The sequence below is a fragment of the Paenibacillus massiliensis 2301065 = DSM 16942 genome (assembly GCF_000377505.1).
GTDB classification, from domain to species: domain Bacteria; phylum Bacillota; class Bacilli; order Paenibacillales; family Paenibacillaceae; genus Paenibacillus; species Paenibacillus massiliensis.
In genome coordinates this window covers 71216-85345 of record NZ_KB898200.1, presented here as the reverse complement: position 1 = coordinate 85345, position 14130 = coordinate 71216, and the positions used below count along the sequence as shown (strand labels likewise).

Sequence of the window (14130 nt, the reverse complement as noted above, 5' to 3'; positions counted from 1 at the left end):
ATAGTCGTTGAATTGGGTCTCATATTTTAACAATAGTTCCAAAAATGAAAGAGGTACCTACTCCAACCTTCTTCGAAGCAGATACCTCTTTACTATGTGGATCAACTACACATCCTACATTAATCTATAATTATATCCTCTAGTCACCGTTCAGCTATTTCACCAATTGCCCACGAGTAACGCCAAGCTGATTCGTTGCCTTTAGCGTCTTCCATACTTGTGTACCGGTGATCTCGCCACGAAGTGCACGCTGGTAAAGCTCAATGACCTCATGCACCTGCTCTGGAGTCTCCTCCAGGAATTCTACCCGGTAACGGGAGACACCTAGCTCCTGGAAATTCGGCAGGTATTCGGCGCCCGATTGCTCGATCGCGTTGTACACCGTATTACGACAGCCTTCATCAACACGTACAGGGTGTGACATACCGATCCGATCCTGTAAGGATACGTTATGATCCTCGCAAGGACGACCGCAATTTGTAAAGTCGGTCCCTTCGCTGAGGAAGGTACAATATACGCAATGCTCGGTGTGGAACATCGGCAGATGCTGATGAATGACTACCTCAAGCTTGTCCGTGCGGGAGCGACCGAGCAGATCAATCATCTGCTGAATGTTCAAGTCGTAGGATGGCGTCACATGATCACAGCCAGCCTCCAGGAACAGCTCCACTGCCTTATGGTTCGCGATATTCAGCGAGAAATCGCCAATCAGCTCAGGATGCGACTCATTCGGGTGCTCCATACGGTGACGCAAGTAGAAGTACAAAGCACCTGTATTCCGCACCAGCACTGCATCGGGCTGCAAACGTAGAATATTGTTATGGTATCCATTCTCTCCCGGCATGTGGATACGCGGCGTCGCGAGCGCGATCTTGCGTCCCGCTGCGCGAACCATCTCCACCGCTGCCGGGAACTGCTTGATGAACTCGAAGTCGGCGTAGATGAAGCCGACACCGGCCGCAAGTGCAGCCTCGACCTGCGGGAGGCTGCGGCATAGCGCGGTCAGCTCAGCGGCACCGCGCGACACTGGCGATGCTGGCGTAGCCACATCGCCGTACACTTCCACCGCCCGTTTGATGTAGACGGGCGGTTTGGGCCGTTCGCCCGCGAGCAATTCTACCGCCTTCCGGCGGATCTGATTGAGCTCGCGCATGGGCACGATGACGTCCCCATGCAGATGGACGTCCAGCTCCTCCAGCTGGAACACCGTGCCGCCCAGACGACCGAACTGCTCTTCGAGCAGCTCGCGCGTCATCGGACGCTTCTGGGCAATCTCCAGTTCCAGCTCTGAATCGACGCGGATGGTCGTTCCCTTCTGCACATCCGTCCACCATGTTGTAAGCGGTTGGCCCGGATGTCCGACCGCTTTGACATGAACCGGGAATACCCGGTAAGGCTTCTCCGTCTCGAAGGTCTGGCGCAGCCGCTTATCCAGCGCTGGATCATTCGTCTTCCAGATGCGGTCACCGACGTGCAGACGACGTAGATCCACATCATTTCGTCCTGGAACGATGTCGATAATCCAGCCTTCACCGGCTTCGCCCTCCAGCTTGACGCCCTTACGACGCAGATCATAGACTCTGCCGCCTTCTTCTTTTTTCGTCGGGTCTCCGGCGTCGAATACGATCCCATCCCCACGCTTCAGTGGTGCTTCGATGCGGCAGACCACACCATCCCGCAGAATCTGCTCGACTCGTCCCAGATAGACGCCCCGGCTTTTCGGGAAGGTACCGTCTACCAGCTTCTTGTTGTTCGTCCCCTCCAGGAAGCCATGTGTGAAGCCACGCGAGAAGCTCTGCTGCAGCTCACGAATCTCCTCCCGGCTTGGCGTAGACGTATTACCATCGAAATAGAGGTCAATTGCCTTGCGATACTTACTGACGACATTCGCCACATATTCGGGCGATTTCAAGCGACCTTCGATCTTGAAGGAGGTAACCCCTGCCTCGATCAGCTCCGGCATGATGTCAATCGCCGCCAGATCCTTCGGTGACAGCAGATAAGCGACGTCTCCCATCGGCTTCTGCTCCCCATCCACCATCAAGTCATACGGCAGACGACAGGCCTGTGCACATTCCCCACGATTCGCTGAACGACCGCCCCACATCTCCGAGGTGAGACATTGTCCAGAATAGGATACGCACAACGCTCCATGCACGAAAACCTCCATAGGCAGCTTGGCTTGCTCCCCGATTTTCTGAATTTGCTTCAGATTATTTTCACGTCCGAGTACGACGCGCTCCATATTGAAGGGCTTTGTGAACTCGACCGCCTCCGGCGAGGTAATGGTCATCTGGGTAGAGCCATGAATCGGAAAGTCCGGGGATATCTCCCGAATCATCTTCACCAGCCCCAGGTCCTGAACGATCACGGCATCTACACCCGCATCAATGCAAGCATCGATCAGTTGCTTGGCATCGGCCAGCTCATCCTCGAAGACTAGGATGTTGAAGGTCAGGAAGCCCTTTACCCCATAGCTGTGCAGAAACGCCATAATCTCCGGCAGCTCATCCATACGAAAATTATTCGCACGTGCCCGTGCATTGAATTTCTCAACACCAAAGAATATGGCATCCGCCCCGTTGGCTACCGCAGCTCGCATGCAGTCCCAATCTCCAGCTGGAGCCAACAGCTCCACATCTTCTCTACGTAATGATTGTACTTCCATTATATCCTCCTTGAACGACTCGTAAGCCGCCTTGTTCTATATGCATATTTCATACGATCCGTCACCACTGGCCCTAATCACGATTAATAGCTCTATTTTAAAGTATATCCACGAATCAGGCCTCAGCAGTACAGCCAACAACTATAATCCAACTACAAATCCAGCTACATCATCTATTGCACAGACTTCTTGTCAGCGATAACCAGCAAGGTACATGACGCGAACCGGAGAAGGTTATCCCTCCCAAGCCCCCTCACTTCTTCAGCCTCACATCAAGGAGGGCGACTGATTCTACGACATCCCGCGAGACTGCCTGGATACTGGATACTCGATCCTCACCCTGCCTCATCGTGCCCTGCTCAGCGCCCTGTAAGCCTGTATGTTTCCGTAACAAACATTCAACAATATTTTAACTAATCCAGTGTAACAGACTGTGGCCTCTCGTTCTACTGTTTCCATAGATTCCTTTCAAAGAATTATCAATATAATAGAAAAACAGCCCTCCTGAGACTATCAAGAAGGCTGCTAATTTTTACCTAATCTTAGCAAAAGCACTGTGCAGTAATTAAGATGCTAGTGCCTCGACCAAATTTGATTCTATGTTGAATGATATGAAAAGCGTGATGATTATCGGAAAGCGGAGAAGCCCTAGAGAAACGAAGTGCCTGCCTTTAAGCTTGCTGTTCATCTGCTCGTGATTCTTTATTCCAACGAACAGCAAGCTTAGCAGCAGTCGACAGGGCTCCCCACATGCAGCAGCTCTATACTCGCGTTTGCTCTGATTATGCTTACATCATCATTGAGTCAGTCAGCCCACCTATTTTACTAGTGTAAAAGAATTCAAGGCTGAATCCAGCGCCACTGCTTGGGCGGCCGTGTTGTTCGCGTCATTCAGGACAGTGCTAATCGTGTAAGTCGAGCCATTGTGCTCAAGCAAGATCTGACGTCCCGTGTAGCCTACACCGTTATCTGTACGATGGAAGGTAAAGGATACCGCAGGTACACCTGCAAATTGGATATCCTTCACTTGCTCCACCTTCAGATTCGAATAGCCCTTCGCCTCGTCAGCATAGAAGTCTTTCAAGCGGGATACCTGCATGTCGAACGGATCGTCCGAGTTGATCCGAATGGCAAATCTTCCGCCTACGAACTGGTACTCCACATAGCCAGATTCAAAACGATCGCTGACCGCAGTCCAGTAACGTGGTATTTCTACGCTATACTCGTATGCCTTGGATATCTTCTTCGCAGCTGTTGTCTTATCCGTTAGATATTGATTATCGTCTAGCTGCCCGAAATTCTCCGCTACTACGGAGTAATCAATCTGCAAGGAGGAAATGATTTTCTGGAATTCATCCTTACCCTTGTTCGATTCATCATCAGGCACTGAATATTCTACAAAATAACGATAGCCGGCCACCTGCAGCATGACATCGTATTCCTTGACCCAGCCATCCCCGAAATTATAGCGGTACTCATGCACAATAGCGGCTTCGCCAGCTACCTCCAATGGATAAGTCTTTACCGCCTGATAAGCAGAGGCGGTAAAGGAATCCCGCAACCACTGCTGCAGCTGCGCGTTCCAATCCTCTTCCTTGGCTTCTGCCGGGGCAGAGCTGACCGTAATGCTCAGATAAGAAGAATCGTTGCCTTCAAAGTTCAACTGACTGTTATCAATGAGCCAGCCCGCAGGGACCTGGAGCGAAATACCATAATCGCTGTTATACACACTTTTCATTCCGCCCTCTACTGTAGACAAGTCCTTAATCGTTCTGTCCTGTGTATTGAAGGACGTCTTGAAGGAGCCCAGCAAGGCTGAGTGCTTGTTCAGATCCTTATAGTTCGTCGCAGCAGAGTCGCTCAGATAGACGGTATACAGCTTGTCATGAGCGTAGTACATCCGATTTTCCCACATAGAGCCATCTGTACCTTTGGTAATCACGCGGGCATAAGGGACCTCACCCTCGCCAAAGGACTTACGATCCAGAATCATTTCTCCCGTATCCTTGGCTTCCTGCACCAGTTGCTGCAGCAGATCATCTCCATCCAATGGAATCGGCTGTGGCGTAACATGCACTTCCATGTAATAATCCCCGTTCTCATCCATGAAAGTGGAGGTGCTCTCATCGCTACCTGTCTGGCCAATGACAAGGCCCGTCGGATAGTTCATGGACCACCCATAGTAGCTATTACCAATCTTGCTCTTGCCCTGATCCTGATCGATCTGCGGCGTGTCAGATATGATCTCCGTCTCATCTTCCTGTGCTGCCATGCGTACGGTGACTCCACCTGCATTGCCTGTCAGCTTGCCTCCAAGCCCTTCTGCGACGGGCCGCAGTGGTACCATAAGATAACCGTTCTTCATCTCTGGTGCAGCTGATAATGTTACCTTGCTGCCTCCAATATAAGCCGTGCGGCTATCAATGGTCATGGACACGACACGCGAGCCACTAATCAGCTTCACGTTCCGGGCCGATTCCAGGCGAACCTGCGTGTTGAAGGCCTTCTTGAACACACCGACTGGGACCATCATCGTTCCGTTCTTGCTATATGGAGCAGCAATGGTCATGGCCTGCCCATTCACTGCAGCCTTGGCACTTCCGCCCTGAATATAGAGCTCAGTCAACTCCTGATCTGCTGCCGCTGGAAGCGCCGACAGGATTAATGAACCTGTGAGGACACCTGCGGACAGTAGGCGAGCTATTTTTGCATGGGTTTTGTTCATCTTTGATCTCCCGCATCCTATATATAGTTCAATGATTGAAGCAATACAATAAAATCAAATGATTTCTACATGAATCCTGTAAAGAGGTTTTCGTACTGTTCACTGACAATACGGCTCTCCCAATTGTTAATATAGTACATAGATAGTACTGCAATCATCGACTAGACAGTTCTCTTCTCTGAAATCAGACAACAACAGAAGACTATGGCTCGAGACCTTCAAAGTCCTCTCCTGCTTCGAAGCTGTCTGCCGCCGCCTCGGCTGCCTCCAGCATGCCTCCCTGATCACGACTAAGCTTGAGCTTCCGCTGGACAATATCTCCATCTGACTGCATTAGCACATTCACGGTCTGTCCTGGCTGGTAAGCCTTCAACAGCTCGTTAATATCAATGATGGACGTGACACGCTGCCCATTAATGCTGTACAGCTCATCACCTTCATGGATTTTGGCCTGAAGTGCTTCGGTCGAGCTCACTTCAGTTACTGTCAGCGGATCGTCCGTAGGAAGACCTACTATAGCAGACCAGCTCTCTTCGAGCTTCAGTCCGAGACTTGCCCTACGCACCTCTCCATATTTGAAATATTGGTTCATGACATATTTGACCGTATCTGCTGGAATCGAAAACCCCATATTCTCGACGCCCACAGCCGCAAATTTCATCGTATTAATCCCTACGACCTCGCCCTTCATATTCACCAGCGGCCCACCACTGTTACCGGGGTTGATGGCAGTATCACTCTGGATGAGCCGATAGGATGCATTTACCCCACGGTTCAAACCACTGACTACTCCTGCTGTAGCAGAGTTACGGAGCGAGAAGGAGATTGGCGTACCAATTGCAACGACCTGCTCTCCTACCGCCAGATTCTGAATCGAATCCGCAAAGGTAGCTGGCTTGAGTGAAGAAGCATTGATTTTGATAATGGCAAGGTCACTCACTGGATCACTATAGCTGTCTGTAATGCCGTAGGTTTTACCATCGGAGGTAACGACCACTGCATCATCCAGCCCAGTAATCACATGTGCATTCGTAACAATCCAGCCGTTGGATTTGACAATAACCCCGGTGCCATGCGCCAGATTGTAGCGATCCCCGCTCATCCCATAGCTGCTGGTATTGGAGCGTCCTATGATACCGACGACTGAGGGAGATACCTTCTTGACGACGGATGGGATTAACCCCGAGGATAACGAATATGTACCACTAGAGCTGTTATAGGAGCCTGTCGTTCCCAGTGCCTTGTTCAGCTCATTCACGTTCACGTAGATACCACCTTCAAGCTTCTTCGCTTGCAGTGATACATCTGCGGCCTGTACGCTCGCAGGCACACCAAGACTTGCCCCTAGTACAACTGCCAAAGAGGCAACAGCCCACTTGTTGCTCACAATTTTCATATATTTATGTACCCCTCTTCCCCTACTGCGATGTCTTACGAGCACATACATCTCTGTTCAGCATTTCACGTGAATCCGTCAGTCTGGAGACTTCCGAACACCTGCGAACATTGCCTGCTCAGAGCGAATCCCATATCATCTCTTAGCTTCTTCTATAGAAGCCCCCACCTAATGCAGGCATCCATGCTCATATGTAAATACTACGAATCTCTGACTCTATTGTAACAGGCATTACCAAAAAAAAGATATTGATTTTAAATATTCCACAGAACATTTTTTCGCCTATATATCAATATATGGAATAAACTTCTTCCCCTACATCGTTCGCTTCCTATCAGGCATTTTAAGACTTAAAATGTATAATGTGCTTCGACCGCAATACTAGAGTTCATTATTCAGGAGAGCTATTTCCACGCTAGCAGCCAGTCACTGGAAAAACCGCAACTGGCTGCTCTGCACTTATTTATTTATTAATTTATTTATGAACCAGAATTTTCATCAAATCCAGCATTACACCTGTGACACCATTACTCTCCGTTCGGCTCAAGATCACATAACCTTCAGGAGTTTTGTAGAATAGCGAGCCATCTAGCGTGACTCGGAAATAATCGTCCTCCTTATACACGGTATTGGTCGACCACAGCTCCTTCCCCTTGCGATTCAGACTTGTGATCGTAATTCCATGCATGGACATGTTGCCTTTTACGCCCATTGCTTCATATTGATCCGATACGGAGAGGAATGCACCATCCTCAGGTATATAATAGAGGTTAGCATCATAATCTCCGGTGTCGCTGCGCTTTTTCATTTGATGGTCAAAAATGAGTGTGCGTTTCTTGGTGGACGCTTGCGATTTGCCAGTAACCGTAACGGCGATGCCATCTTTCCATTCATGGACATCCAGCACCCTGCGTTTGCCCCAGCCATTCCATACCTGGTTCCGCTTGGGCTGCCCATATACATCGGAGAGTACGGATTTCACACCTCGATCAGTATTTAATATACTGTAGTACCCATCATCCGCAGCAATGAGCCAGCCAGTCTCTACTCCACCGGTTCTTCGGGTCCAATCCAGTTCACCATCTCGGTTATAGTGATAGGTCGTTAACGTTCGATGCTGATCAATCGTATATACAAGAAAATCCCCCTGCGGTAAAGGCTCAAGGCCAAGAGAGGCATTCTCCTGTCCCGTGGCCATTCCATCCGTCTCAAGCGGTCTGGACCACAACACCTGACCATCAGCTGCTGTATGTACTGCCAGCCATTCGGCTCCTGATTCCGCTTTCATATATGATATTAGCCACAGCTGCCCACCACTGTAGGTCTCCCGCTGTACTCCCTTAGCGGGCGTAGCACCCGCAGCTAATGGTAATGTGCTCTCTTGCTGCCACTGCTGCTGGAGCGAGCTATCCCACTGTCCATAAGTAACTTGTAGTACATTGGCCGCTTGATCCTCTTTTAGACTCAGCGCAGCAACTCCCCCCTGCCTCGTCTGCTGAATATAGTTTTTTGCATGCGACGGATCATTCACTTCACCCATGAAAGGTCCACTCTCCAGCTCAGTGGTAACACGAGAACGTTCTGTCACTGCCTCGACTTCAGCTGAATTCTCTAGCTCGGTTGTCTGCGTGGATTCCGGTGATGACTCGGTAACTTCAGAAGCTTGTACATAGGCAGGTCCCCCCAGCAACATGACGATAATTACAGCTGTGAAAGCTATACCCGATACCACCTGCACCCATTTGCCCTGGATACCCATTGAATAATTACATTTCACTGCGAAGATCCCCTCTCTGTAATCTACAATGCATTGTCCCATGGTGTTATTCATGGATATGCCTCTGCTGACTGAATTCATGACCGACGACTTCTCTACGGCATCATTGATACTGCGATTACGTGGCAGGATCTCTGTAGTTCAAGCCTGTGTCTTATATAACCGATTCCAGATTTCCCAAAACACGTATGATTGATCTGCCACTATTGTACAGGGGATGACCTCCAATGGCTATGTCTTAAAATGACGAATACTGAGAATTAAACAAAATTTAAGAAATATGACCACAACATACAAAAAAGCCCTGAAGAGACTGACCGTTCATCATGGATCAGTTCCTTCAGGGTCTATGAACACTGTTAGCTTTTACTGGAATTAAGCTGCATTACTCGTTATGGCTATATGCCAGTGCTACGTTTACCCCACAGCAGCCTTAGCAATGCATTGCTGACTTATCAGGGCTTGAGCCTACAGCTCTGCGGTCTGTAGCGCTCTGCTGCGAGCGGTATCCCGCTCCAGAACAGGCTTCAGATATTTACCTGTATAGGAGGCCTCTACCTGAACCAGCTCTTCCGGTGTACCTGTAGCCAGAATTGTACCGCCGCCGCTGCCACCCTCTGGGCCGAGGTCGATCAGGTAATCAGCTGTCTTGATGACATCCAGGTTATGCTCAATGACGAGCACCGACTCACCAGAATCCACCAAGCGATGCAGAACAGTCAACAGTCGATCAATATCATGAACATGTAGTCCCGTGGTCGGTTCATCCAGAATGTACATGGTCTTCCCTGTGCTACGACGATACAGCTCAGAGGCAAGCTTCACACGCTGAGCTTCCCCACCTGACAGTGTTGTTGCTGGCTGTCCAAGATTCACATAGCCCAGTCCCACATCAAGCAGGGTCTGGAGCTTACGATGGATTTTCGGGATGTTCTCAAAGAATTTGACCGCATCCTCAACCGTTAGCTCCAGCACATCCGAAATACTCTTGTTTTTGTACTTCACTTCCAGCGTCTCACGGTTATACCGTTTGCCCTTACATACCTCACATGGAACGTAGACATCAGGCAGGAAGTGCATCTCAATCTTGAGAATACCATCGCCACGGCAGGCCTCACAGCGTCCACCTTTAATATTGAAGCTGAAGCGACCCTTCTTGTAGCCCCGCAGCTTCGCTTCGTTTGTCTGGGAGAACAGATCGCGGATATCATCAAATACCCCTGTATAGGTCGCTGGATTGGAGCGAGGTGTCCGCCCGATCGGAGACTGATCAATATCAATGACCTTGTCGATATGCTCCAGACCCCGAATTTCCTTGTGTTGCCCTGGACGTACTCGCGCCCGATTAAGGTCCCTTGCCAGCGTCTTATATAGAATTTCGTTAACAAGCGTCGATTTACCTGATCCAGACACCCCAGTTACTGCAGCGAATAGACCGAGTGGAATTTTGACGTTCAAATTCTTAAGATTATTCTCCTTGGCTCCTCGAATCTCCAGATGCTTATCCGAAGGCTCGCGGCGCTTCTCTGGCACCGGAATGAACTTACGCCCACTCAAGTACTGACCCGTCAAGGAAGCAGGATTCTCCTGAATCTCGGCCGGTGTGCCCTGAGCAATAATCTGTCCCCCGTGAATGCCGGCACCTGGCCCCACATCAATGATATAGTCAGCGGCCATCATCGTATCCTCATCGTGCTCCACAACGATCAAGGTATTACCTAGATCACGCATGTGCTCCAATGTCTGAATCAGACGGTCATTATCCCGCTGATGGAGGCCAATACTAGGCTCATCAAGAATGTACAAGACTCCCATCAGGCTTGAGCCAATCTGGGTAGCCAGCCGGATACGCTGCGCCTCACCACCAGACAAAGTTCCAGCAGCACGACTCATCGTTAGATAATCCAAGCCGACGTTGACGAGGAAGCCAAGACGACTATTAATTTCCTTCAGAATCAGGTTAGCAATTGCCTGTTCCTTCTCACTCAATACGAGTGTAGAAAAGAACTGGCTAGCATCACTGATGGAGAGGCTGGTGACATAAGCCATATTCTTATCCTGAATGGTTACGGCGAGCACTTCCTTCTTCAGACGGTGGCCCTTGCAAGTATTACAAGGCTTGGCCGCCATGAAGCCCTCGATGAATTCACGAATGCCGTCGGAGGCTGTCTCTTTATAGCGACGCTCCAGGTTCGGAATAATTCCCTCAAAAGTCACCAAGGCTTCCTTACGCTGTCCGAAGTCATTCTCATAGCGGAAACGGATCTTGTCCTTGCCTGTCCCATACAGGATGGTCTTCATGTGCTCTTCGCCCAAATCCTGAACTGGCACATTCTGCGGAATACCGTAATGCTCACACACGGATTGCAGGAACTGCGGATAATACGTGGATGTTCCGCCAGCCCATGCCTGAAACGCTCCATCCTCAATGCTCTTCGTTGGGTCTGGGGTGAGTAGTTCCGGATCGACGATCATCTTCATCCCCAGGCCATCGCAGTCCGGACAGGCTCCGAATGGGTTATTGAACGAGAACATCCGCGGGGACAATTCCTCCATGCTGAAGCCGCAGACTGAACAAGCAAAGTTGGAGCTAAAACGCAGCTCTTCCTGATCAATAATATCTACCAGTAGCTGTCCTCCTGACAGATTGAGAGCCGTCTCAATAGAATCGGCCAGTCTGGAGGCTACATCAGGCTTAATCACAATCCGGTCAACGACGACCTCAATGGAGTGCTTCTTATTCTTCTCCAGCTCGATATTCTCGGATAGATCTCGCAGTTCTCCGTTCACCCGCACACGCACAAATCCCTGCTTCGCAATGTCTGCGAACAGATTTTTGTGCTCTCCCTTTCGTCCGGACACAACTGGAGCAAGAATCTGCAGACGGGTACGCTCAGGGTACTGCATGATCCGGTCAACCATTTGCTCTACGGTCTGTGAGGTAATCTCGATGCCATGCTCGGGACAGTGGGGATGACCAATTCTCGCGAACAACAGGCGCAGGTAATCATAAATTTCGGTTACCGTACCTACCGTCGAACGCGGATTGCGACTGGTGGTCTTCTGGTCGATGGAGATCGCTGGAGACAGACCGTCAATCGAGTCGACATCAGGCTTCTCCATCTGACCTAGAAATTGACGAGCATAGGCTGACAAGGATTCTACATAACGGCGCTGTCCTTCCGCATAGATGGTATCGAATGCGAGGGAGGATTTTCCTGAGCCACTGAGACCTGTTAATACCACGAATTTATCACGCGGAATGGTCACGTCAATATTTTTCAAATTGTGCGCTCGTGCGCCTTTGATTATGATGCTTTCTCTTGCCAATTGCGTCATCTCCCTTGCTTAATCAGCCTTTAATTCCAGCAAAGCGTCACGCAGCTCTGCGGCCCGCTCGAACTGAAGATTTTTTGCAGCATCCTTCATTTCCTTCTCTAGGCGCTGGATAAGTGTCTGGCGATCCTTCTTGGACATTTTTCCAGTATCCCCTGGCAGATATTCATTCTTGGCCTCGGCAACCTTGGTTGCCTCTATGACATCACGAACCTTCTTGCGAATCGTCTGTGGAGTAATGCCATGCTCCTCGTTGAACTTGATTTGTAGCTCACGCCGTCTTGCCGTCTCCTTGATGGCACGATCCATGGAGTCCGTTACCTTATCACCATACATGATTACGAGACCCTCACTGTTGCGGGCAGCGCGGCCAATCGTCTGAATGAGGGAACGATCTGAACGAAGAAAGCCTTCCTTGTCTGCATCGAGAATGGTCACCAGAGATACCTCTGGCAAATCCAGTCCCTCCCGCAGCAGGTTAATACCAATCAGCACATCAAAGACACCTAGACGCAGATCCCGCAATATTGCCATCCGCTCCAATGTCTTGATCTCGGAGTGCATGTATCGGACCTTAATGCCAACCTCTTTGAGATAATCCGTCAAATCCTCGGCCATCTTCTTCGTGAGTGTCGTCACCAGGACACGTTCGTCCTTATCCACTCTAACGCGTATCTCACCGATCAGATCATCAATCTGTCCTTTGGTCGGTCGTACCTCGATGATCGGGTCAAGCAGACCTGTTGGGCGAATAATTTGCTCTACCATGGTGTCGCATTTCTCTGCCTCGTACGGGCCTGGTGTGGCGGACACGTATATAATCTGATCCACCTTATCCTCGAATTCCTCGAAGCGAAGCGGCCTGTTGTCCAGCGCAGAAGGCAGGCGGAAGCCGTGCTCCACCAATACATTCTTGCGTGCCTGGTCCCCGTTATACATAGCGCGAATTTGCGGCAGGGTCACGTGGGACTCATCAATGACCACCAGCATATCATCCGGGAAATAATCCAACAGCGTATACGGAGTAGCTCCTCGCTCACGGAAGGTCAGAGGACCCGAATAGTTCTCAATCCCTGAGCAGAATCCGACTTCCTTCATCATCTCAATATCATAGCGTGTACGTTGCTCTAGTCGCTGTGCCTCCAGGAGCTTGCCATTCGCTCTTAGCTCTGTCAGGCGCTCCTCCAGCTCACGCTCAATGTTAACCAGCGCGACCTTCATCGTCTCTTCTTTGGTAACAAAGTGAGAAGCCGGGAAGATGGCGACGTGATCTCGTTCGCCGATCAGCTCTCCAGTCAACACATCAATCTCCGTAATTCGTTCTACTTCGTCACCGAACAGCTCAACACGTACAGCATGCTCTCCCTGCGAGGCAGGGAAGATCTCAATCACATCCCCACGCACCCGGAAGGTCCCCCGTACGAAATTGATATCATTACGCTGATACTGGATGTCAACAAGTCTTGATAGAATCTCATTACGCGGCTTCTCCATTCCCACTCGCAGGGACAGCAGCAAGCTACCATACTCCTTTGGTGAACCGAGACCGTAGATACAGGATACACTCGCTACAATAATGACATCCCGCCGCTCGAACAGGGAGCTAGTCGCGGAGTGTCGAAGCTTATCAATCTCTTCATTAATACTGGAGTCCTTCTCGATGTACGTATCGGAAGACGGAATATAAGCTTCTGGCTGAAAGTAGTCATAGTAGCTGACGAAATAATCAACCGAGTTGTTCGGAAAAAACTCCTTGAACTCACTTGCGAGCTGTGCCGCCAGCGTCTTATTATGTGCGATTACCAGGGTGGGGCGGTTAAGCTTCGCAATGGTCTGAGCAATTGTAAAGGTCTTACCTGTTCCCGTCGCACCTAGCAGTGTCTGGTGTTTCTTTCCCGCCAGCACACCCTCTACTAGCTCCACGATGGCCTTTGGCTGGTCACCCTGTGGCGAGAATTCGGACTCAACTTCAAACGTCTTGTTGCTAATGACAATATCACTCATTGCCCTGCATCACCCTTATCGTCTAAAATAAAATCATCCTGTTTTTACAAAAAACGAGTTATTGCTACATCTATGAAAGAAAAACGTCGATCAATGTACATCCATGGGAGACAGACCGCGTTTAGTAGTGGTTAATTGGGCAAGGCTCATGTTGTAGCTGTACAGTCAATTTCAAGTCCATCCCAGTGCTAGCGATGAGACCTTGCAGTTAAAGCAAAGGTAGC

6 protein-coding genes are annotated in these 14130 nt (G+C 49.9%); all 6 read right to left on the bottom strand.

The genetic code is table 11. From position 1 onward, the window contains the following. Positions 1 to 154: 154 nt before the first annotated feature. The gene (locus tag D328_RS0124280) at positions 155 to 2668 is read right to left on the bottom strand and encodes a U32 family peptidase (protein WP_018887654.1); all 2514 of its coding nucleotides are present in this window, start codon (positions 2666 to 2668) and stop codon (positions 155 to 157) included. Between the two features lie 817 nt (positions 2669 to 3485). After that, complete coding sequence (locus D328_RS0124275; protein WP_018887653.1) at positions 3486 to 5393, bottom strand: stalk domain-containing protein; 1908 nt, start codon at positions 5391 to 5393, stop codon at positions 3486 to 3488. A gap of 202 nt (positions 5394 to 5595) precedes the next feature. Then, positions 5596 to 6789, bottom strand: coding sequence for a S1C family serine protease (locus tag D328_RS0124270; RefSeq protein ID WP_018887652.1), 1194 nt, complete (start codon positions 6787 to 6789; stop codon positions 5596 to 5598). A gap of 475 nt (positions 6790 to 7264) precedes the next feature. Then, positions 7265 to 8620: a hypothetical protein gene (locus D328_RS0124265; protein WP_154659318.1), complete on the bottom strand. Its 1356-nt coding sequence runs from the start codon at positions 8618 to 8620 to the stop codon at positions 7265 to 7267. A gap of 414 nt (positions 8621 to 9034) precedes the next feature. Next, positions 9035 to 11896: an excinuclease ABC subunit UvrA gene (gene uvrA, locus D328_RS0124260; RefSeq protein ID WP_018887650.1), complete on the bottom strand. Its 2862-nt coding sequence runs from the start codon at positions 11894 to 11896 to the stop codon at positions 9035 to 9037. Positions 11897 to 11914: 18 nt separating this feature from the next. Next, positions 11915 to 13906, bottom strand: coding sequence for an excinuclease ABC subunit UvrB (gene uvrB, locus D328_RS0124255; protein ID WP_018887649.1), 1992 nt, complete (start codon positions 13904 to 13906; stop codon positions 11915 to 11917). Positions 13907 to 14130: the final 224 nt, after the last annotated feature.